Genomic DNA, 20,768 nt, shown 5'->3' with positions numbered 1-20,768 from the left:
GGGCGCCGACTCCGGCTGGTTGAGTCGGTCTAAACCCCAACACCTCAAAACCGCACTTACCGCCCCCCCCCACCGACGCGCCTCCGGCTTTGGGCCGGAGGCGCTTCTTTATGATACCGTTAATTTTTCGGCGTTGCCGGGATTTGCTGTGCTTTCTCGGGATCGACGTACTTCCGAATGATGGACACTTCGACGCGGCGGTTTTTCGCTCGTCCATCGACGGTCGTGTTCGTCGCCACAGGGCGGTATTCGCCGTAGCCGATGGCGCTGAAACGTTCCGGTTTGAGCGCCGCATTTTTGAGCAGCACGTCCATGAACCGGAGCGCCCGCGAGGAGCTCAAATCCCAGTTCGATTCGAATTCTCTCGTCGAGATCGGCTGGTCGTCGGTGTGTCCGGATACGACGATTTCATACTCTGGATATTGTTGAATCATCTTGGCGATTGTGATGGCCAGCTCTTTCGATTCTTCTTTCAGCTTGGAGCTGCCGGACGGGAAGAGCGCGTTGTCGCTAATCGTAATCATCAACTGCGAATGATTGAGCTTCGTCTCCAACTCCGTCGACAAACCGTTCTGTTTAATGTAATCATCAAGCTTCTTCTTCAGCTTCTCCAGATCTTCTTGCTCTTTCCGAATGAGCTCTTCGAGACGCTTCTGCTCTTTCTTCTCTTCTTCTTTCTCTTTGCTATCTTGAATGATCTCTTTCTGCTTAGGTCCCTTCTCGATGACGGAAGGGTTGTCCAATACGCCAGTTCCGCTGTTAAGCGCGAGGTTGAACGCTTGGCTCATCTCGTCAAACTTGCGTGCGTCGACAGAACTCATAGAATAGAGCACGATAAAAGTAGCGAGCAGCAAAGTTAAAATATCGGCATAAGGAATGAGCCAAGATTCGTCGATGTGATCTTCGTGATCATTATGCTTGCGCTTTTTGCTCAACGGCTCTTTCCTCCTTCTCCCTCAGTTTTACTCTTTCAGTAGGAGTGAGGAATACGGACAGCTTTTGGTTGATTGCGATCGTCGATACGCCGGATTGAATAGAGAGCAAGCCCTCTACCATCATAAGGCGAATCTCGATTTCACGTTTCGACAACCGCTTCAGCTTGTTAGCAATCGGGTGCCAAAGGACATAACCTGTAAAGATACCGAGCAGCGTTGCGATAAATGCAGCTGCAATTGCATGCGCCAAGTGATTCATGTCGGACATATCCGACAAGGCGGCCACGAGACCGACAACGGCGCCGAGTACCCCGAGCGTAGGGGCGTATGTACCAGCTTGCGTGAAAATGAGGGCGCCGGCTTTATGGCGCTCTTCAGTAGCGGAAATATCTTCAAGCAAAACATCACGAACAAAGTCTTGATCGTTACCGTCGATAATCATCCGCATACCGTTGCGCAGGAACGTATCTTCGATGTCGTCGACTTTCGCTTCCAGAGCGAGCAAGCCTTCGCGACGAGTGATGGAAGCCCACTCCATGAAGCGCTCAATCAGTTGTTCGCGGGGCATCAGTTTTTGTTCAGTAAATACGATCTTGAACAGTTTGCCTGTCTTCGACAGCTCCGAGAACGGAAACGCGATCATGATGGCAGCCACAGTGCCGACTATAATAATCATAAAGGCGGCCGGGTTCGCAAGGTTGTCCAGCCCAGCTCCCTTTAAGACCATCCCTACCAGTACAGCCGCGACCCCTAGAACAACACCAATTATCGTAGATTTTTCCATAATACACCCCGTCCAGTACGTATTCGACATTTCTCTACTTTTATTATCGACAGAAGGAGGGAAGGAGATTAGACTTAAAAAAAAGGATTTGCGAGTTCGGGCGTTAAAAATCGCTCCAATGAGGTAGAATAATAGGGAAGGCTTCGCAAATTAGAACGGATAAAGGCGGTTGATCGCATGGGTGTTAGACATGGAAGAGAATATGCAGATATATTGAAGGAATTGACCGAAGCGGTTCGTGCGATTCCCGGTAGCTATACGTTTTTTGAGATGGAGCAAGAAGAGTGGGAGGCGCTCGGCGAACCCGAGAAGCATGAGGTGATGGAGGCGCTCGCGGACGACGTATTTTTCGGCCTTGCAGAGCAGCCGGTATTGGAAGTCGGCGAAGGTACAATTACACATCATCCGAAGCATCATATCATTGAGGTATCGGCTGGAGACAATGTAACGCGCGTCATTCGGCTCATATGATGGAGTAATTCGACAAAATTCAATATAATACACGCGGAGGCGGCAGGTATCTGTCGCTTCTTTACATTTAATGTCGACTTCGATATGATATTAATCAATATTATGGAAGAATAGATTACGCAAGGTTTACATAGAGGTGAGCGCATGAGCCTATCACAAGCAAAATTACCGAAATCGCTAGGTTTAGACGGCGAGAGGCTAGCAGCGTTCTACCAGCCGATTATTGCAATGGATACTAGACGGATCATTGGCTACGAGGTTTTGGGTCGAGCTTGCAAGGACGATCAAGCCCGCAGCTTAGGACCGTTTTTTGGCGATCCGGACGTGCCGGCGGAGGATCATATTGTTGTAGACCGGATACTGCGTGAACAGGCCATACAGCGTTTAAGCAAAACGGCCGGACAATCGGCACCGCTGCTGTTCATTAATTTAAAGCCGAATTGGATGCATCGCTATACGGAGTCGGGCGAGCTGTACACGCTATCGCTTATCGAGAAATATCGGATTGATCCGAAAAGGATCGTACTTGAGATTACGGAAGAAAGCTTTAACGGTTCGATGGAAGAATTGCGGATGGTTATCGATTTGTATCGGTCGAGAGGATGCCTAATTGCCATCGACGACGTAGGCAGCGGCTTCAGTAATACCGACCGGATTGCGCATATTCAGCCGAATCTGTTGAAAATCGATATGCACATGATTAAACGCAGCGCGACGCATGGCGGCTATCTGGGCGCACTGCGATCGTTCTCTACGCTTGCGGAGCAAATCGGCGCTTCACTGCTTGTCGAGGGTGTTGAAACGAAGCAGGATTTGGCGCGGGCTATCGATGCGGGCGCAAGGTATGTGCAAGGCTACCTCTTTGCACAAGCGGAGCCGGACTTCCAGAAGGACGACCGTTTTTCCGGACTGCTAGAGAAAGAGCTGGGAGCGCATCTGAGAAGCCACCTGCAGGCTGAGTATTATTGGCGCAAGCAGTCGGAGAAGCTGGTGCAATTGTTATCCGAGGCTTCTTCATTGCCGGAAGACGGCGATTCGCAGTCAATGGAGATGGATCAGTGGATTCATATGCTGTTGCCAAAGCTGCACGAACGCAGCATTCGCGTCTACCTTTGCGGTGGGGACGGTATTCAGCTGTCCTCCAACTTCTCGCGAAACGGCAACCAATCCTGGCGGCAAGAGGACGCGTACCAGGGAGCGAATTGGAGCTGGCGGCCTTATTTTATTCCGAATCTGGTGCAGCTGAACGATCGCCAGCAGGCGATTGTTTCCCGTTCGTATACCGATCTGGATACGCGCGAATGGATTCGGACCATCTCCGTGATGACCGGACGGGGCTGCATTCTATTCGTCGATATGCGAGTGCCGGATGCGGACGTTCAGCTTGAGAATTGTCACGATTAAAAAAATGCAGCTGAGCAGCTTGCGCGGTCCCGCGCTTCACTGGCAGGTGTCAGCGTTCGTATACCATGCAGTGGAATTCGCCGGCGCCTCGCGGAGTGGAGCGGATATACGTATCTTCGATCCGAAAGCCCGCTTTGAGGTAAGCCCGAACGGCGCGCTCGTTCCAGACGAGCACTTCGAGATCGACGGTGCAGTCCGGCCGCTGCAGGAGCGCCTGCTCGGCGACGAAGGCGGCGAACGGGCCGCCGATACCGCGACTGCATAAGTCGGGCCGCAGGCCGAGTCCGAGGCGAGTGACGCCGACGATCGGAAACAGCTGGGCGAAGCCCAGCAATTGTCCGCTGTTGTCTACGATTGCTCGATACTGCTGATTACGAAGGACGGGATCGCCGAATTCGATCCCGTCCTTTTGCATATCGTCCCATGACGGCCATTCGTACAACCGGTACAGGCCCTCGTATTTCCACTCGCACAGCTGTTGGGCATGATTAATTTCCAGCGGAAGCATGGTCATGTCAATTGGCAATCGTTTATAATAGGAAGATATATGTTTGTTCAAGGTGCAATCCTCCTTGTTGAAACCGGATACTTAACTTATCGTGCAGCGTTTGCGAGCACCGAATGGACCCCTAGTTATGGATAGAAAGTATAAATCAGATACGCTTCTATGACAACGTCAAACGGATTCTTTCCGATCGATCGGCCGATTCGTTCTTGCTTGTAACAGCATGCGTTGCAGAAGCTCCACGTACAAGGAGAACCTTTTAAATGCGAAGATTACTATGGCTTAGCTGCTTGTCTTATTTGGTTATCGGTCTTGCTCATGTCGTCGGCGGATCGGTTCTGGAGCAAATGATGACCCATTACCAGTTGTCCTATAAAGACAGCGGTCAGTGGGTGATGAATCAATTTCTTGGATTTCTGGTCGGCGTGCTTCTAGCCCCTTATTTAACGTCCAAGCTTGGAAAAAGGGGATGCGTGCTTCTGGCGGTTGGTCTTCTGACCGTTAGCGAAGCCGCTTACAGCCTTTTGCCGCCTTGGGGACTCATGCTTGCGATCGCGCCGCTGGCCGGCTTCGGCTTCGGCATGACGGAAGCGGTCATCGGCGCGATGGTCATCGATCTATCGGAAGAGAAGGCTACGGCCATGAGCCGCGTCGAGATATTCTTCGGCATCGGCGCCTTCCTGATGCCTACAGCAGCGGGCTTCCTCATTCGCCATGAGATTTGGCAGCTGTCGTTCCCTATCGTATCGGCGATTGCCGGCATTACCTTTATTCTATGGCTGACGATGTCATTCGGCAAAATCGACGAACAGATCGGTTATTACGCCCGATCGTCGTCGTTAGCGGCTTCCAAGCCGGTCGCCACGGACGGGAAGCTTTCCCGGCTGCTGGGCGGTTATAAACCGCAGACGATTCCGTTTGTGCTGCTGTCAGCTGTGTTCTTCATGATCTATGTCGGTATGGAAATGAGCTTTGCCAACTATTTGCCGTCGATTATGATCGAACAAGCTGGCGTTGCCGCTGCGGACGCGCCAGCCGCTCTTAGTCTGTTCTGGGGAACTGTCATTATCGGCCGTCTGTTTGCCGGAGGCTTGTCCGACCGGATCGGCCATTCCCGCTATTTGCTGTTCGCTACGGGCGGTGCTTCGGCTTCCCTTATTCTAATGGCCTTGACCGGTCAAGCCAGCTGGATGTTCGTATCGATCGGTTTAGCCGGCCTGTTCTTCTCCGGCATCTTCGGTATCGCGCTCGTCTATGCGAACGGCTTAGTCCCAGGCATGACGGAGAAAACGACAAGCCTGCTGGTTGCTTTCGGCGGATTAGGCGGGGCGCTGTTTCCGAAATTGACGGGCTGGGTCATGGACCGCTACGGCGTCAGTCAAACGATTCTGATGATTGCTTTCTTAATTGTGCTGCTGTTTATCGTGCTGCTGGCCATGCTGACGCTTGGCAGAAAGCAGCAGGCAAGTCTCGAAATCGATACAGTGGGAGGGAATTGAATGGACAACACACAGCGATTCTCGGACCGTGCAGGACTATATGTGAAATATCGGCCCAGCTATCCGAAGCAAGCACTGGACTTTTTGTACGAGCAGATCGGGTTCCATGCATCATCGACAATTGCCGATATCGGATCGGGTACCGGTATCTTCTCATCGTTGCTGCTGGAGCGGGGAAGTGAAGTTATTGCGGTCGAGCCGAACGAGGCGATGCGCGCCGAGGCTGAAGGGGCCTTGCTTGTGCGAGAGGGTTATCGCTCGGTAGCGGCGGCGGCCGAGTCGACCGGCTTATCGGATGCTTCGGTGGACTTTATCGTCTGCGCGCAATCTTTTCATTGGTTCGACCGTTCGGCAGCCAAGACGGAATTCCATCGCATTCTGAAGCCGGGCGGAAAGGTCGCGTTGATCTGGAATTCGCGATTAACGGAGGGAACGCCCTTCTTGGACGGCTATGATCGGCTGCTCCGCACGTACGGCATCGATTATGAGCATGTTTCGCATAAAAATATTGCACCAGTCGATTTGCGTTCATTCTTCCTTGAGGAAGGAGAAGGCATGCAGATTGCCTCGTTCGACTTCGCGCAATTGCTGAATGAGGAAGAGTTGCTGGGTCGTATGCTTTCCTCCTCGTATATGCCGCTGGCCGGCCATCCCCATCACGAACCGCTGCTTGCCGAGCTTAAGCTGTTGTTTCAGAATACGAGCAAGGACGGCAGGGTCAGCTTCGACTATCGAACAGAGCTGTTCTGGGGAGAAGTATAAAAGCGACCCGACGGTATCGTTCATAAGAAAAAGCCGCAGGCTTCAGTCCCAAAGGACAACAAGCTTGCGGCTTTTTCTTATGAAGGTTCATCATGCGCCGAACCGGTAAGATATAATCCTACTCAGCTTCGTCGGCATATTTCTCAAAAGTCGTTGTATCCATCACTCGACGAGCCGTTACATAACGGGTTTCATAGTAGGATTCGCTCAGCTTGCTGATCGTTACGCCCTTGCTGGACGACGAATGAGCAAACTTGCCATCACCTACATAAATGCCAACATGAGAGATACTTTTTCCGTTCGTGTTGAAAAACACGAGGTCACCGGCAGACAGATCGCTCTTTGCGATCTTCTTGCCCATTTTTGCTTGCGAGCCCGAAGTGCGGGACAGGTCTACGCCCATTTTGTCGAAGACATAGGTCGTAAAGCCTGAGCAATCAAAACCGCGAGTCGACGTGCCGCCGCTTTGGTAAGGCGTACCGATCAATTCATCGATAATGCCGTCCATTTTCGAGTCCGCGAATACGCTGCCAGCTTGGAAAGTCAGCAGCAACACGAGCCCTGCAAGTAATGCGGTAAGCTTCTTCAAGATGGTAAAGCTCCTTCCGATGCCGACGAGGTTAGCTGTGGGGTTCGGTTGAAGGATCCCTATGATTTCTCAGGCGCCGGCCGCAATTGGACCGAGCGTCGAAATCAATTCACCCAGAGGTGGTTCCCCCGTTTCCAGTACAAGGAATTAGGCAAGTTTCAATATGTACTTGAGAACTATTCGTTTTTTTTCGTCGATCTCCTCCTCCAATTGGCAAATTCTAATAATTCTCATGTAATCTTCTGACAATCTAGCGATATAAATATAAATTCATACATTTATGCGACTTGGATAGAGCAGATACGTCAATAACGGCTGCTAATTACATTAACTATGTGCGACTATGAATGTTTATGTAGATTTTTTTTAGAAGGAGTAACGGACGGAGGGGGGAGAAGGGAGGACGAGCATTCGACATAAAAGAAGGACCGGCGTCGACAATAGCTTGTCGATGCCGGTCCTAAAGAATCAGTCCGAATGTCCTGCCGCAACGTGATGTACCTGCGATTAGATGTCCGACCTCGATTGCAGACAGTCGTACTGCGCGGCGAGCGTCCACACTTTCATCATCGTACGAATCAAATTATAGCCTTGATGAATAATGAGAGCGATGAGCCCCGCCCATATGAACGAAAGGCCAGTCACGAACAAGGCAACGCCGGCGCCGATCGCCCACATGAGCAGCGAGAGGCCGCCGTACGGAAGGACGTGGCGAAGCGCATGCCATAGCGAACGAAACGGGCCGTCGCCGGAAGCGGCGCCGAACTGCATGGCGAGAAAAAGCAAATGTAGTACCGCCGCCCACAGCAGCCAGCCGGCAGCTCCAGGCAGCAAGCGAATCGCTGCCTCGCCTATGGAATGGCTGGCGAGCGCAGCTTGCAAAGCGCGGGGCAGCAGCCACCAAGCGGGCGCTAAGGCGAGCAGCGTTTTGATCCAATAAAGCAGCGTAACGGGTCGCCAAACCTTGCCAATGCCTTGTAAAAACCGGGTTCCCTCGCTTGCATTCGCGTGCCGGAATGAGTAGAACAGGCCAGCGTTAAAGAGCGGCGTGAGCAGCATCCGAGCGGCGATCAGACCGCCAAGCAGCCATGCGTATGGCGTGATCAGATCGGTTTTAATCAAATGAAACTGCGCTTCGCTTATAAAGAGCTGGACGGAGGAATCCGGCAGCGCTTCGTTCGGAAACCTTCGGAGCAGCGGTGCGGCTATTGAGTCAATGAAGCGATAGAGGAAGAACCCCCAGAGCAGCTGGTACAGAAACAGCAGAATGACGATGAAGAAGTGTCTAGAGGCGAGCAGCCAGCCTTGCTTCAAATGTGTTTTCATCACGGTTCCTCCTCCCTTACCAGCCCAGCGAACCGAGCAGCGATTCGATCAGATTGGCGAAGCCGAGATTCCAGCGAATCCGTTTCTGATCGGGAAGTTCGGCCCGCATGAAGTTGTTGATATGCTTGTTGTCCAGCACATTCGTATGCTCAGGATCGATGACGACCCAGTCTATCGGCGACGTGTGCACGATTTTATATTGAATATGCGATTCCGAGGCATCCCACGTTTTCGAGACGTTGGCGCCATCCTTGAATTGCATGAAAATCGGAATAGAGCCGTTATTGCCGCCGTTCTTCTTGATGAACACGGTTGATTCGTACACCTGCTGCCCTTCCTGCTCGAACGGACGGATCTCGATCGTTTCGACGGAGAAGTCGGCCATCTGATCGTCATAGACGAACTGGGCGAAATATTCCTGCCATTTCTGCTTCGTCACCTGTTCGACGACGCGTTGGAAATCGCCGCTTGAAGGGTGCTTGAACCGATATTTTTGGAAATAGGTTTTCATAATCTTCTGCATCGTCCGGGGACCAACCTGATTTTCAATACCAAGCAGAACGAGCTTTGCCCGCATATACACATTTTCCGCGTAGTGACTGTGGCTGTCGTAAGCCCATGAAGGCTGCTTCAGCGGCGCAGGATCGGTCATATAACTCGCTTCCAGCGGCAGATTGGGAATAACGCCGTACTCGCTTTCCATTACTTTATCCTCGGCATAGGAGGTGAAGCCTTCGTCCAGCCAAGCCTCCTCAAACTCGTTGGAGGCAACCATGCCGTACCAATATTGATGACCGATCTCGTGGACGACGGTTCTCTCCAGGCTGTAGCCAGGATTGTCGTTTTCGGCTGCAAAAGCGGTAACGAGCGTTGGGTATTCCATGCCGCCTGCGCCGTTCGCACCTTTTGGCGGCACGATGATCGAAAGCGTCGAGTACGGATACTCTCCATACCACTGCGCGTATTTGGCCAGCGCCGACTTCGCCGCATGCATATAACGGTCCTGAAGACTCTCGTGAGCGGGATCGAGATATAGCTTAATACGAACGCCGGGAATGCCGACGCCGGACAGCGTATCCTCGACATACACGAAATCGGGAGATGCCGACCAGGCGAAATCGTGAACGTCGTCAGCGTAGAACCGGTAAGCAAGCCTTCCGTCGTTCAGTTGCTCGGCAGCCTTCGTCTGGAAGCCGGTAGCCGCGACGGTGTATCCTTGAGGCACGTAAATATTAACGGAGAAAATGCCGAAGTCGCTGTAGAACTCGGAGTTGCCGTGGTACTGATGAATGTTCCATCCTTCGGATACGCGACCTCGGGTGCCGGCGGGCTCGTATACGGCCAGCTTCGGAAACCATTGCCCAGCCATGACGAAATTGCCGGAGTAGCCCATGCGAGCGAATACTTCGGGCAGCTTCACTTCGTAACTCATCTTCAGCGTAACCGATTTGCCGGGCGGGACCGGGACGGGCAGCTTAAGCTTGGCCAGCGTATAGTCGTCGGAATTGCCGTCGTCGGGCTGCACGTAATGGACGCGGGGCAGCAGGCTTTCTCCCTCCAGCGTCTCCAGCGTCAGCAGCTTCATGTACCCCCGGCTGTCGGACGTTGCCTTATCGCTGCGCAGCTTGCCCTTCGATTCGCGCATGAACGTCGATTTGTCGGACTGGAAAGCATTCGGATACAGATGGAAGTAAAGCTCGGACACCGTTTTTTTGCCTGGATTCGTCCAAGTTACCGCTTGTACGCCATCCAAATAACGGGCGTCTTCGCGAAGCCCGACGTTGATGTGATACTCGACAATTCGTTTGCTCAGCGCCTGCGGCTTCGTTTCTTGAACGTCCGGAACGGCCGCGACGGGCGGCTTGACCGATTTTTGGACAGATTCCGGCCTTGCATTGGCGGCAGGGGCGAACGCATACGTATATTGGGATTGCCAAGCATGGCCGAAGCCCTGCTGGATTGATAATCCTAGCAGGACGGCGGTGAGCGTGAGTAGCAGTGCGATTTTGAGTCGGCGTGGAGTCATTGAACGTTTCCCTCCCGTTGACAAGCATCTAAAGCATGTATATGTTTGCTTTTCGCGGATTATTAGCTAAAATGGAATTATTGTATGGGAAGGTGGGAAAGCCATGACGGAACAGCAAGGAACGCCGGAACAACCGGAAAATAAACCAAAAAGATCGTTGTCGCTCAACGTAGTGAGCAACAAACCACATAGAGGCTTTGGCGCAGGATCGATCGACCTGAGCGCCGTATCTTGCGTCATTATCGACGATGGCGTCGCCTATATCGACGACGGAGCAATGCATGCGAAGAGCAAAATCGAGCGCGGCATCAAATTTACGCCGGATAAGGCGAATACGCCGAACGGGCGCCAATGTTGGATCGTATGGGTAGCGGTGGAGATTACGGAGCAAGGAACGCTGTATGCCGGAGCGACCGCTTGCGAGATGCTGGTTGATACGGAAGCGCGCAGAGGGTGGAAAATTCTTGCCGATCATGTCAACAAGCTTGATGGGGCTATCAAACGCAAATATAAGCTGGAGGAGCTTGGCGCATCCGATAAGGCTGCTCTACGCAAGCTGCTGATCGAGCATAACGAGGAATGGTGGAATAATTCGCCGGAGGCGCTTAAGCAGGCTTTAGCTCCAGAGGGCGAATAATGAAGCTGATCGTCTTCGGCGCAAGCGTTGGCATAGGAAGGCAGGTCGTTCGCCAAGCGCTCGATGCAGGCCATCAGGTGACGGCTTACGTTCGGGAGCCCGAACGGCTGAGCATCCGGCATCCGAAGCTGACGGTCGTCGTAAACGACGCCTTGTATTTGGGATATGTGAAGCAGGCGATTGCCGGTCAGGATGCGGTCATCCACTGCATCAGCAGCGGCGGCACGGAATCGACGACGCTCATGTCCGAAACGATGTACAATATAATCGAAGGCATGCGCGAGCACGGGGTGGATCGTATCGCATACGCCGCCTCTGCCGGGATCAACGGAGAATGGCCGGGCATTTCCGGCAAGCTGCTGCAGTATAAGCTTCGCCATGTGTTGGAGGATCATCGACGTGCATGCGAGCTACTAGCGGACAGCGGTCTTCGTTGGACGATCGCCCGTCCGATGAGCTTGACCGACGAGCCGTGGACCGGCATTTACCGGCAAACGGAGAGCGGCGTTCCGCGGGGCGGGAAGCAGATATCATGCGCCGACGTCGCCCATTTCCTGCTGCAATCGGTCGCTTCTGACGCCTATGCGGGGAAATCATTCGGACTGGCTTATTAATTAATCAAAAAAAGACTGGAACATGCGTGTGAACGGCAAGCCTGCCGTTCGGCGCGTTCCAGTCTTTCTTTTTTAAACGGGGGTATTCCCTTTTAATCATGGATGACCCGGCACTTGTCCGGCAAGCGGCCTTCACGAATCCAAGAGTCGATCATTTCGTTGAAAAAGGCCGGCATCGCCATCGATACGCCATGCCCGATTCCCGAAATGACAATTCCGGTAGCGTTGGAATTGGCTGCAGCGAGTGCTTGCGCCGATTGTTTCATCACCGCTCTTTCTTTCTCTCCCACCGTTACTAAGATGCTGGCTGTTGATTGACCGAAGCCGTCCGGAATACGGAACGACATATTCTCTTTCAGCACTCGGATAAGCGCATCCGGCTTCGTTTGCCGGCTATCCTCGAAGTATCGGTCCAAATCGCGATCGTTAACATACAGCGTTTTGGCTTGCAGGCGGGAGAACAGGCGGCTCCGAACGAGCGGGGCCGTAAGCCGTGCTAGCGGGAGCATCCATTTCTGGGCATGCGGCATCGGCTTGGCCAAAGCGCTGTTGATGATGGCGTAATCGATGGAGGTGGGCTTCATGCCCACCATTTGGGCGACAATTTGAGCACCCAGCGAGAAGCCGATCAAGATCACTTTTTTGCCACGACTCTTTTCTTCAATCAAGGCAAGCAGCCGTTCCGCGCTGTCTGTAATGGAGAACGGAGCACCATCCCGGCTCGCTCCATGCTCAGGCAGGTCGGGAACTAGAAGATGGTAGCCGCGAAAAAAATCCAACTGAGAATCCCACATCCATCCGCTGACTCCCCCGCCATGGACTAGCAGCATGAAATCGGCCGACTCGTCACCGTATTCTTTATAATGCATGACTAAAAGGTTCACCTCACTTCTATCTTCACGAATACTTGCATTTATTTGGACCGATATAACAGCTATAGGTAAATGATAATATAAGTTTAATAGGCTGGAAACCAAAATCAGTGTATGACTTTAATTGAGGGGAAGCGCTGCGGGTCAGAGGGTTCTTCCGATCGCCATTAAAGCCAGATTCCTTTATTTGATAGAGGTTTGTGGTAGGAATCATGCTTTAAAAGCGACCACTATCGTTTCTCCAGAATCCCTCTGCCCCTTCGCTGCTTTCTTCTTTTCATTCATGCACTGATTTTATGTTTGAGCCGTTTTATTAGTAAGAAAACGGCTCAAACGGACGTAAATTTCCGCAAGCTATTATTTTTTTTTCGAAGAAGTGCAGGGGTGAGTGTCATTTAGCTCGTCTATACATATGGGAAGGGAGGAGAGCGAGATTCAGGACGAGGCATGGATCAGAGCCGTACAGAACGGCGGGCCTGCGGAGTTTCAAACTTTTGTAGACGCGTATGGGCCTTATATATATAGAACGGTTTATGCAGTTGTTCGTTCGCCGCATGATGCGGAGGATGTTACGCAAGAAGTGCTGATGCTCATCCATCGCTCCCTCCCGGAATGCCGATTGGATAGCTTCAAAGCATGGATAACCCGCATCGCGGTCAATCGGGCAATCGATTGGAAGCGTAGCAAGTCTCGCAAGCCGGAAGAGCTGATGGAAACCGAGGCTTTGGAAGCGGCGAGAGAAGCGGGAGGAACAGCCCGGAACGCCGAAGCGGCCGCGCTGGAGCGCGAAGAACGCCGTCTTGTGCGTGAGAGGGTGGAAGGGCTGCCGGATAATTATCGTCAGGTCGTTACGGCCTATTATATGAACGAGCAATCGTACGAGGAGATAGCGAAGCAAACCGGTTTGGAGACGAAAAGCGTAGAGTCGAAGCTATATCGGGCGAGGAACTGGATCAAGCGGCATTGGCGGAAGGAGGATTTCGAATGACAGAATGGGACAAAACGGCGAATTCGGCTCTTATGCATGCAACGACTGCAGAGATAAAAGCATATGTAGGCAACGCTCTGCCGGATAGCGATCGGGAAAGGCTGGAGAGCCATCTGGCTGCCTGCGAGAGCTGCTTATCGCTTTTTATAACCGCTGTAGAAGCAGAAGATACGGATTATGGCTGTTCTCCTGAAGGAGGGCTGCCGGATATGGAGCGTATTGGCAGAGAGACTGCCGCCAAGCTGTTTGCATCATCCGATGCTGCTTCGAACAAGAACCGCCGCCAGCCTAAGGGGTCATGGCTGCGGCATCCTGCCGCCCATTTCGCAATGGCTGCGGCCGTCACGCTGCTGCTGGTCGGAACAGGCACGCTTGGCGGGGTCGCTACGAAGGTGATGGCTTACGACGAGCAGTTCCAGCAAGAGAAAGCGGAAAAGGAAAAGCAGGAAATACCGGCAGTCAAAACCAGGGAGGACGTTGATTCGTCTTCTTGGTCCAAAAAGCTGATGAACCGGACATCTGATTGGCTGAACGGATTCGAAGAGAACCGTTTTAAATAGAAGAAGAGCGAAGGGGAAGAAGAAAATGCCGATGAATCAAAGAAATCCGATTGTTGCATTGCTGTTGTCTTTTATACCGGGTGTAGGCCATGCCTATCTAGGCAGGCCCATTCGATTTCTGCTGTATGGCGGAGGTTTTTTCGGTTCGATGGGCCTGCTGCTGTTGCTGTTGATGTCTGGAGGGCCGACGGAGGGGGCGGTTATACTGCTCATTATCGGTCTGTTGTTCGGGGTGGCGAACTTTATTGATATGGTGGTGTCACTAGTGACAGGACCGACGAAAGGCTATGAGCAGGCCGCATTTGCCGGCGACACGATGGCCCTGCGAGCGATGGAGCAGCAGCGAGAGAAAATGCAGACGATCTTGCTGTCCTTTGTGCCCGGTGTTGGACATATGTCTATCGGCCTGCTGCAGCGGGGCATGACGTTTCTCGTTTCATTCATAGGCTTGTTTGCTATTGTGATGTTCATATGCTTCGTTACCGGCACTGGCGAATTTCTCGTATTTTTGCTGGCGCTTCCGGTCATCTGGATCTATTCGATGTTTGACGCGATTCAACAGCTGCAGCGGAAGCATAGCGGCTTGGCCGCTCATGACCGGCCGTTCTTCGAGGAGCTGGAGGATCAGATCGGCTCGGGACGAAAAAACAAATTGCTGGCAATGGCGCTGTCGCTCTTTCCCGGGGCCGGCCATCTCTATCTCGGCATGCAAAAGCGCGGACTGCAGATCATGGGCGGATTTCTCGTCGCTATCTATTTGATGGACTCGCTGCGCCTATCGCTGTTCCTGTTTCTGATGCCGCTCGTCTGGTTCTTTGCTTTCTTCGATGCGCTGCAATGCATATCCCGTTATGAACGCTCCGATATGCGCGATCAGCCGCTCTTCGATCAGCTGGCTCCTTATCAGAGATGGATCGGGGTTGCGATGCTCGGGCTGGGCGTCTACTATTTGGCGGACCAATTCATGATTCATTTTATCGCTGAAAACTTTCCGGGAATTTTCCGGGCGTACAGTCAATTCAAATATAATTTACCGACAATCATCGTCGCTTTTATTATGATTGCTTTTGGCTTCCGCCTTCTTTTTGGAAGAGGAGACAGCTGGCCGCGCTCGGTTTCATCACCGCCGCCGCCGCCGTCGTTCGATCCGGCCGTGAGAGAAACGGAAACCGGAGACGATCGCCGTCCGTGAGGTTAAAACGGCAAAGCGTGCTTTGTCGACCGCGACGATATATAAAAAAGAGCCGAATGCATGCGCATTCGGCTCTTTGCTTCTTAATTGAATAAAGTCTATTCCTTCTCAGGCTCAGGATAAGTAACGCCTTTCGTATCGACAGTCACTTTCGTCATGACCATCGGCTTGAGCGGCTTATCGTTGCCGTCGCGATCCTGGTTGACGATTTCATCAACCGTCTCAAGACCTTCGATGACTTGGCCGAAAGCGGCGTATTGGCCGTCGAGCGAAGGCGCGTCGTTAGACATAATGAAAAACTGCGAACCGGCCGAGTCGGGAACGTTCGTCCGCGCCATGGAAATGACGCCTCTCGTATGGAGCAGGTTGTTCTGGAAGTTGTTGGCCGTAAACTCGCCTTTAATGTTGTAGCCCGGTCCGCCTTTGCCGGTGCCTTCCGGGTCGCCGCCTTGGATCATGAAACCGGGAATAACGCGATGGAAGATCAAACCGTCATAAAACCCTTTGTTCACGAGCGAAATAAAGTTGTTGACCGTGTTCGGGGCTACGTCCGGGTAGAGCACGACTTTAATTTGCTTGCCGTTATCCATCTCGATGGTGACGAGCGGTCCATCGATGGGAGGCTGCTGAGCGGCGTTTTTGCCGTTGTTGGATTCGTTGTTGTCCGTCTTGCCGCTGCCGCCGCCGCAACCCGCGACGAACAACAGCACGGCAATCGTCAGCAAGGCGAATGCCGGTGTAAAGCGAAATCGTTTCATTACTGTTCCTCCTAGCATGTCTTGTCTCTTCGTATCATAGCATACTTGCCATGCTATATTCGAGTGGGCCGCTTTAATGCAGTCGCGTTGAATTACGCGTCGTACATGTACATCAAAAAAAGAGCAAGTCGGCTTTATTCGCCGGCTTGCTCTTTTTGGTGAACCTATAATTAACCAATGACGTTGTTGTTCATGATCCAGATGGAACCGGCGACAATGGTAAGCAAAATTGCCAGGCCGAAAATGAGCGCCATCGAATTGTAACGCGGCTTCTCTTCGTCGCGGATATGCATGAAGAAGAACAGCTGAACGACGAACTGCAGGATCGCCATAATGAGAATGAAAATGACGGTTGCCGTTTTGTTCATCATGTTGTTCAAGACAACGACGAGCGGCAGGATGGTCAGAATGATCGAAAGCACGAAGCCGATCGTATATGTCTTCATAGAAGAGCCATGAGCTTGATGCTCGTTCGGATTATGATTCGACATTCTACATCACCCCCATCAAGTAGACGACCGTAAGGACGAAGATCCAAACCACGTCGAGAAAGTGCCAGTACAAGCTGATAATGTTGACTTTGCGGGTTGTAACCGGCGTAATGCCGCGTTTGGCGAGCTGAATCATCAGCGCCACCATCCAGACGAGACCGATGGAGACGTGAAGACCGTGCGTGCCGACGAGCGTGAAGAATGCCGACCAGTAAGCGCTAGTTCCGATCGTTACGCCTTCGTGTACGAGCTCAATAAACTCGTATACTTCAAGGAAAATAAACGATGCGCCAAGGACTGCCGTGACGCCCAGCCAGCCGATCAACCCTTTTTTGTTGCCGCGATGCATCTGCAGGACGGCGATACCGCTCGTAAAGCTGGACGTGAGCAAAATAAACGTCTCGGCGATAACGCCCGGCATTTTGAACATTTCACCCGGTGTCGGTCCGCCGTCGAAGCTCAAGCGAAGCACGACGAATGTCGCGAACAAGGTGCCGAACAAGATAACGTCGGTAATCAGGAACAACCAGAAACCAAACGTTTTCATTGACTCTTGGTCATGATGATCGTGATGGCCGTCATGGTGGTCATGGCCTCCGTGGCCATGACCGTTATGCGGCTTTGCTGCTGCATTTGCCATATTATTGTGACCCCCTTAACGCGGCTGCTTCCGTACGCTCGATTTCGTCTACTGGGATGTAGTAATCGGTATCGTAGCTGAACGAACGGGCGAGCATGCAGATCGCGACGCCAAGCAGTCCTGGTATGATCATCCATGTCCAACCCCATACGAAGCCGAAGCCTGCGATGAAGAAGAAGACGGACATGATGAACGGAATCGCCGAGTTTTTCGGCATATGAATCGGTTCCAGCGGCGCAAGCGGCTTAGGTGCTCCGCCATTCGCAATACGCTGTTTTTCTTCCCACCACTCGTCTTGGCTGGTTACAACCGGCAAGCGAGCGAAATTGTATACCGGCGCCGGCGAAGGAGTGGACCATTCGAGCGTACGGCCGTCCCAGTTGTCGCCGGTTTTTTCTTTTTTCAAGAACTTGATGCTGTGCGCAATCTGCCAAACTTGGAACAGGAACGCAAGACCCATGATGAAACCGCCGATCGTGGATACGACGTTAAGCGGCTGCCAGCCCATATCGAAGTTGTATTCGTTGAACCGGCGCGTCATGCCCATCAGACCAAGCGCGTATTGCGGCATGAAGCAAACATAGAAACCGATGTTCCACAGCCAGAATACCCATTTGCCGATACCGTCGTGCAGCTTGAAGCCGAACATCTTCGGCCACCAGTAGTAGAGGCCTGCGAAGTAACCGAACACGACGCCGCCGATCAGCACTTGGTGGAAGTGGGCGATCAGGAAGTAGCTGTTATGGAACTGGAAGTCGGCCGGAGCGACAGAGAGCAGTACCCCCGTCATACCGCCGACGATGAAGCACGGAATAAAGGCAATCGTCCACAGCATCGGCTGTGAGAACGTAATCCGGCCTCGGAACATGGTGAATAGCCAGTTGAATATTTTAACCCCTGTCGGGATTGCAATAATCATCGTAGTAACGGCGAAGAACGCGTTGACGTTAGCGCCGGAACCCATGGTGAAGAAATGGTGAGCCCAAGTGAAGAACGAGAAGAAGCTGATCGACATGAGGGCGAACACCATCGATTTGTAGCCGAACAGTTTTTTCTTCGCGAACGTCGAGACGATCTCGGAGAAGATACCGAAGGCCGGCAATATAACGATATATACTTCCGGGTGTCCCCACATCCAGATGAGGTTGATATACATCATCGGATTGCCGCCGCCGTCGAGCGTGAAGAAATGCGCGCCCAGATAGCGGTCAATGAACAGCAGGAACAGTGTAACAGTCAAAATCGGGAATGCGAACATGATCGTAATCGAAGACGACAGAACCGACCATGTGAACATCGGCATTTGCATAAGTTTCATGCCAGGCGCGCGCATTTTCAAAATCGTAACGACGAAGTTGATACCCGATGCGAGCGAGCCGATACCGGAAATCTGAATGCCCCAAATGTAGAAATCTTGGCCGACGCCCGGACTGCCCGAAAGCTCCGAAAGCGGCGGATAGGCCAGCCAGCCTGCATCAGGCGAGCCGCCGATAACGAACGAAACGTTGAACAGCATGGCGCCGAAGAAGAAGAGCCAGAAGCTGAGTGAGTTCAGGAACGGAAAGGCAACGTCACGTGCGCCAATTTGCAGCGGTACGATGATATTGAACAAACCGAACATGAGCGGCATCGCCATAAACAGAATCATAATAACGCCGTGAGTCGTGAATATGGCGTTATAGTGATCGGCATGCAAGAACTCTAAATTAGGAAGCGCAAGCTGCGTCCGAATGAGCAGCGCATCGACGCCGCCGCGGAACAGCATAAGGATGGAGGCGATGATGTACATGATGCCGATCTTTTTATGATCGACCGTGGTCAGCCATTCGGTCCAGAGCCAACGCCATTTTTTAAAGTAAGTAAGTACGAACACGATCGCAACCGTCGCCAGAGCGATGGATACTTGAGCCCCTAATATGAGGGGATCGCCGGTGACAAAAAAGTCATTCAGCATGAAATCGATGAAATTCTGAAACATGAGGCGTCTCCTTTCTTTCTAATCCTAATGTCCAGCATGGATGTCGGCATCGGCGATTTCCGCCGAGCCTTGATCCGCGCCTGCTGCACCTGCATGGTTTTCGTGGCCTTCATGGGAGACGTCCTTCGACGGCTTAGTCGTCTTAGCGGACTCTTCCGCGCCGCCTCCATGATGGTGGCCGGAGCTGCCGTCTTTCACATGCTGCATGGCTACGCTATAGAACAAGCCTTCTGGGAAAGCAGAGAAGAACTGCTGATCGGATGCGCCTGGCTGGCGCAGCTCCTCGAAGCCTTCCTGCGTCAAGGCTGGATACGTATTTTTAACCTCGTCTACCCAAGCGTCGAACTCTTCATCGGAAGTGGCTTTCACGTCGAAGGTCATCTTCGCGAACAGCTCACCAGTGAAGTTGGCGCCCGATCCGTAATAGAGGCCCGGCTCATCAGCTTGCAAATGAAGTGTCATCGCCATGCCGGACATCGCATAGATTTGACCGCCGAGCTGCGGAATCCAGAAGGAATTCATCGCTGTGTCAGCTGTTACTTTGAACTGAATCGGACGATCTTGCGGAATCTGGATATAATTTACGGTCGAGATGCCCTCTTCAGGATAAGTGAACAGCCATTTCCAATCCAGCGAGGTTGCTTCAATAACAAGCGGTTCCTTGTCGGATACGAGTGGCTTGGAAGGCTCCAGCTTATGGGTGTACTGCACCGTAATAACGGCCAATGCAGCGATGACAACGATTGGAATGCTCCACCAGATCGTTTCCAGCTTGGTGCTGTGCTCCCAGTTCGGATGATAAGCGGCTTTGTTGCCTTTTTTGTCACGATAGCGCCATACGATGACGGCAGTTAGAATCAAGACCGGCACGAGAACGATCGCGCACAGGACGGTGCTGATGATGATTAAGTCTTTCTGCGATTGGCCGATCGGTCCTTTCGGATCGAGTACGAGGTATTGCTCTCCGCAGCCTGTGAGCAGAACGGTCATCAGCATGATGAGCAAGGGTGTCAACAGACGAAGGTACGGTCTCACGATAATTCAACTCCTCAGGTTTTACTCTTGGCTTTAACATAACAGATGTGTCAGCGAAATACTGCCGCATTAACAATTACGTCAACAATTCGTCTTTTTTCTGTAATAGAAAGTTCACCAGTTCGACACCGATGTTCCAAGAGTTGAGAAAGGAAGCCGTGTAACCGTTTCAGAAAAGAAAAACCGCCCCATTCACCGTAACGGCGAAGGGCGGTTTCCTGTCTTTCTCCAGCCTAACGTTAGAGCGCGTTACCCTGATCGTCGGCATTAGCTTGCTCTGCTAGCGCTTGATTCATTCTTGCATGAACGAGACCGATAGCGGTTCCGATGACGAAAATAAACACGCTGCCGACCATGAAGCCGATTCCGACCATCAGAAAGACGTTCTCTTCGCTGAAGTGGCCGATTTTCACTAAACTAAGAACGACGCCGATCGCCAACACGGTCCATGCGAAAATCGTCATTAATTTAACAAGGCGTTTAACAGACGCTACGGTTGCAGGCTGAATGCTGCTAATGGTTGCGGATTTTGTAGTCATAATTGAACACTCCCGAACTGTTGTAAGTGCTTTCTTATTCATACTATACCACAATATACGAATTTTGTTCAAAGAAAATTCAAAATTTGATCAAAGTTCCGCCATATTTAAGCGAAGGTTTGTCTGATTTACCGAATCGCTGCCAATTTGATTTGCAGCTTGA

General features: G+C 52.1%; 22 protein-coding genes and 1 riboswitch. Of the genes, 9 read left to right on the top strand and 13 right to left on the bottom strand.

What is annotated here, in order from left to right:
• Positions 1-119: 119 nt before the first annotated feature.
• Both motB and motA read right to left on the bottom strand, forming a co-directional pair.
• Positions 120-935, bottom strand: coding sequence for a flagellar motor protein MotB (gene motB / locus ACFVTB_RS24940; protein ID WP_387755548.1), 816 nt, complete (start codon positions 933-935; stop codon positions 120-122).
• On the bottom strand, positions 913-1,719 hold the full coding sequence (motA, locus tag ACFVTB_RS24935) for a flagellar motor stator protein MotA (protein ID WP_387755546.1): 807 nt from the start codon (positions 1,717-1,719) through the stop codon (positions 913-915). The genes motB and motA overlap by 23 nt, the downstream gene beginning before the upstream one ends.
• 177 nt (positions 1,720-1,896) lie before the next feature.
• Here motA and ACFVTB_RS24930 point away from each other — a divergent pair, with 177 nt between their 5' ends.
• Entirely contained in the window at positions 1,897-2,190 is a 294-nt protein-coding gene (locus ACFVTB_RS24930) for a hypothetical protein (RefSeq protein WP_387755543.1), read from the top strand.
• Between the two features lie 144 nt (positions 2,191-2,334).
• Complete coding sequence (locus ACFVTB_RS24925) at positions 2,335-3,594, top strand: EAL domain-containing protein (RefSeq protein WP_387755541.1); 1,260 nt, start codon at positions 2,335-2,337, stop codon at positions 3,592-3,594.
• Between the two features lie 49 nt (positions 3,595-3,643).
• On the opposite strand, the gene ACFVTB_RS24920 is transcribed toward ACFVTB_RS24925, so the two are convergent.
• Positions 3,644-4,153, bottom strand: coding sequence for a GNAT family N-acetyltransferase (locus tag ACFVTB_RS24920; RefSeq protein WP_387755539.1), 510 nt, complete (start codon positions 4,151-4,153; stop codon positions 3,644-3,646).
• Between the two features lie 209 nt (positions 4,154-4,362).
• On the opposite strand from ACFVTB_RS24920, the gene ACFVTB_RS24915 reads away from it, so the two are divergent.
• A complete protein-coding gene (locus tag ACFVTB_RS24915; RefSeq protein WP_387755536.1) occupies positions 4,363-5,598 on the top strand; it encodes an MFS transporter in 1,236 nt (411 codons plus the stop codon).
• Entirely contained in the window at positions 5,599-6,360 is a 762-nt protein-coding gene (locus ACFVTB_RS24910) for a class I SAM-dependent methyltransferase (protein ID WP_387755533.1), read from the top strand.
• A 118-nt stretch (positions 6,361-6,478) separates the two neighbouring features.
• Here ACFVTB_RS24910 and ACFVTB_RS24905 read toward each other — a convergent pair whose 3' ends face one another.
• From ACFVTB_RS24905 to ACFVTB_RS24895, 3 genes are all read right to left on the bottom strand, one after another.
• Complete coding sequence (locus tag ACFVTB_RS24905; RefSeq protein ID WP_387755682.1) at positions 6,479-6,952, bottom strand: C40 family peptidase; 474 nt, start codon at positions 6,950-6,952, stop codon at positions 6,479-6,481.
• A gap of 2 nt (positions 6,953-6,954) precedes the next feature.
• A riboswitch (cyclic di-AMP (ydaO/yuaA leader) is annotated at positions 6,955-7,113 on the bottom strand.
• 343 nt (positions 7,114-7,456) lie between these two features.
• A complete protein-coding gene (locus tag ACFVTB_RS24900) occupies positions 7,457-8,275 on the bottom strand; it encodes a hypothetical protein (protein ID WP_387755532.1) in 819 nt (272 codons plus the stop codon).
• Between the two features lie 16 nt (positions 8,276-8,291).
• Positions 8,292-10,301, bottom strand: coding sequence for a M1 family metallopeptidase (locus ACFVTB_RS24895; protein WP_387755531.1), 2,010 nt, complete (start codon positions 10,299-10,301; stop codon positions 8,292-8,294).
• 103 nt (positions 10,302-10,404) lie between these two features.
• Here ACFVTB_RS24895 and ACFVTB_RS24890 point away from each other — a divergent pair, with 103 nt between their 5' ends.
• Positions 10,405-10,938, top strand: a complete 534-nt coding sequence (locus tag ACFVTB_RS24890; protein ID WP_387755529.1) for a YwhD family protein — start codon at positions 10,405-10,407, stop codon at positions 10,936-10,938.
• Entirely contained in the window at positions 10,938-11,552 is a 615-nt protein-coding gene (locus ACFVTB_RS24885; protein ID WP_387755526.1) for an NAD(P)-dependent oxidoreductase, read from the top strand. The genes ACFVTB_RS24890 and ACFVTB_RS24885 overlap by 1 nt, the downstream gene beginning before the upstream one ends.
• Positions 11,553-11,644: 92 nt before the next feature.
• Here ACFVTB_RS24885 and ACFVTB_RS24880 read toward each other — a convergent pair whose 3' ends face one another.
• Entirely contained in the window at positions 11,645-12,421 is a 777-nt protein-coding gene (locus tag ACFVTB_RS24880) for an alpha/beta fold hydrolase (RefSeq protein ID WP_387755524.1), read from the bottom strand.
• 391 nt (positions 12,422-12,812) lie between these two features.
• On the opposite strand from ACFVTB_RS24880, the gene ACFVTB_RS24875 reads away from it, so the two are divergent.
• The 3 genes from ACFVTB_RS24875 to ACFVTB_RS24865 are packed head-to-tail and all read left to right on the top strand — an operon-like array spanning position 12,813 to position 15,164.
• On the top strand, positions 12,813-13,412 hold the full coding sequence (locus ACFVTB_RS24875) for an RNA polymerase sigma factor (RefSeq protein WP_387755521.1): 600 nt from the start codon (positions 12,813-12,815) through the stop codon (positions 13,410-13,412).
• Positions 13,409-13,972, top strand: coding sequence for a zf-HC2 domain-containing protein (locus ACFVTB_RS24870; protein WP_387755519.1), 564 nt, complete (start codon positions 13,409-13,411; stop codon positions 13,970-13,972). Before ACFVTB_RS24875 ends, ACFVTB_RS24870 begins: the two co-directional genes overlap by 4 nt.
• A gap of 31 nt (positions 13,973-14,003) precedes the next feature.
• A complete protein-coding gene (locus ACFVTB_RS24865) occupies positions 14,004-15,164 on the top strand; it encodes a hypothetical protein (RefSeq protein WP_387755516.1) in 1,161 nt (386 codons plus the stop codon).
• 98 nt (positions 15,165-15,262) lie between these two features.
• Here the strand turns inward: ACFVTB_RS24865 and ACFVTB_RS24860 are convergent, their stop codons facing one another.
• The 6 genes from ACFVTB_RS24860 to ACFVTB_RS24835 form a co-directional block, all read right to left on the bottom strand.
• Complete coding sequence (locus tag ACFVTB_RS24860) at positions 15,263-15,922, bottom strand: peptidylprolyl isomerase (protein ID WP_387755513.1); 660 nt, start codon at positions 15,920-15,922, stop codon at positions 15,263-15,265.
• A 170-nt stretch (positions 15,923-16,092) separates the two neighbouring features.
• Positions 16,093-16,413 (bottom strand): cytochrome o ubiquinol oxidase subunit IV, encoded by a 321-nt coding sequence (gene cyoD / locus ACFVTB_RS24855; RefSeq protein ID WP_387755510.1) that lies wholly within the window; start codon positions 16,411-16,413, stop codon positions 16,093-16,095.
• 1 nt (position 16,414) lies between these two features.
• Complete coding sequence (gene cyoC / locus ACFVTB_RS24850; protein WP_387755507.1) at positions 16,415-17,053, bottom strand: cytochrome o ubiquinol oxidase subunit III; 639 nt, start codon at positions 17,051-17,053, stop codon at positions 16,415-16,417.
• 1 nt (position 17,054) lies between these two features.
• Entirely contained in the window at positions 17,055-19,031 is a 1,977-nt protein-coding gene (locus ACFVTB_RS24845; RefSeq protein WP_387755504.1) for a cbb3-type cytochrome c oxidase subunit I, read from the bottom strand.
• 24 nt (positions 19,032-19,055) lie between these two features.
• Positions 19,056-20,027 carry a ubiquinol oxidase subunit II gene (gene cyoA / locus ACFVTB_RS24840; protein ID WP_387755679.1) on the bottom strand — a complete coding sequence of 324 codons (972 nt, stop codon included), beginning with the start codon at positions 20,025-20,027 and terminating at the stop codon, positions 19,056-19,058.
• A 278-nt stretch (positions 20,028-20,305) separates the two neighbouring features.
• On the bottom strand, positions 20,306-20,605 hold the full coding sequence (locus ACFVTB_RS24835; protein ID WP_387755501.1) for a hypothetical protein: 300 nt from the start codon (positions 20,603-20,605) through the stop codon (positions 20,306-20,308).
• Positions 20,606-20,768: the final 163 nt, after the last annotated feature.

The organism is Paenibacillus sp. NPDC058071 (assembly GCF_042885235.1).
Lineage (GTDB): Bacteria > Bacillota > Bacilli > Paenibacillales > Paenibacillaceae > Pristimantibacillus.
Note: the sequence above shows the minus strand (reverse complement) of the source record. Positions and strands in the feature narration are given on the sequence as shown.

Bases quoted from the DNA above. Each gene is read 5' to 3' on its own strand.
- ACFVTB_RS24900 (WP_387755532.1), bottom strand. From the start codon at position 8,275: ATGAAAACACATTTGAAGCAAGGCTGGCTGCTCGCCTCTAGACACTTC.
- cyoC (WP_387755507.1), bottom strand. From the start codon at position 17,053: ATGGCAAATGCAGCAGCAAAGCCGCATAACGGTCATGGCCACGGAGGC.
- ACFVTB_RS24910 (WP_387755533.1), top strand. From the start codon at position 5,599: ATGGACAACACACAGCGATTCTCGGACCGTGCAGGACTATATGTGAAA.
- cyoA (WP_387755679.1), bottom strand. From the start codon at position 20,027: ATGCTGATGACCGTTCTGCTCACAGGCTGCGGAGAGCAATACCTCGTA.
- ACFVTB_RS24845 (WP_387755504.1), bottom strand. From the start codon at position 19,031: ATGTTTCAGAATTTCATCGATTTCATGCTGAATGACTTTTTTGTCACC.
- ACFVTB_RS24835 (WP_387755501.1), bottom strand. From the start codon at position 20,605: ATGACTACAAAATCCGCAACCATTAGCAGCATTCAGCCTGCAACCGTA.
- ACFVTB_RS24860 (WP_387755513.1), bottom strand. From the start codon at position 15,922: ATGAAACGATTTCGCTTTACACCGGCATTCGCCTTGCTGACGATTGCC.
- ACFVTB_RS24865 (WP_387755516.1), top strand. From the start codon at position 14,004: ATGAATCAAAGAAATCCGATTGTTGCATTGCTGTTGTCTTTTATACCG.
- motA (WP_387755546.1), bottom strand. From the start codon at position 1,719: ATGGAAAAATCTACGATAATTGGTGTTGTTCTAGGGGTCGCGGCTGTA.
- ACFVTB_RS24895 (WP_387755531.1), bottom strand. From the start codon at position 10,301: ATGACTCCACGCCGACTCAAAATCGCACTGCTACTCACGCTCACCGCC.
- ACFVTB_RS24915 (WP_387755536.1), top strand. From the start codon at position 4,363: ATGCGAAGATTACTATGGCTTAGCTGCTTGTCTTATTTGGTTATCGGT.
- ACFVTB_RS24925 (WP_387755541.1), top strand. From the start codon at position 2,335: ATGAGCCTATCACAAGCAAAATTACCGAAATCGCTAGGTTTAGACGGC.
- ACFVTB_RS24870 (WP_387755519.1), top strand. From the start codon at position 13,409: ATGACAGAATGGGACAAAACGGCGAATTCGGCTCTTATGCATGCAACG.
- cyoD (WP_387755510.1), bottom strand. From the start codon at position 16,413: ATGTCGAATCATAATCCGAACGAGCATCAAGCTCATGGCTCTTCTATG.
- ACFVTB_RS24885 (WP_387755526.1), top strand. From the start codon at position 10,938: ATGAAGCTGATCGTCTTCGGCGCAAGCGTTGGCATAGGAAGGCAGGTC.
- ACFVTB_RS24930 (WP_387755543.1), top strand. From the start codon at position 1,897: ATGGGTGTTAGACATGGAAGAGAATATGCAGATATATTGAAGGAATTG.
- ACFVTB_RS24890 (WP_387755529.1), top strand. From the start codon at position 10,405: ATGACGGAACAGCAAGGAACGCCGGAACAACCGGAAAATAAACCAAAA.
- ACFVTB_RS24880 (WP_387755524.1), bottom strand. From the start codon at position 12,421: ATGCATTATAAAGAATACGGTGACGAGTCGGCCGATTTCATGCTGCTA.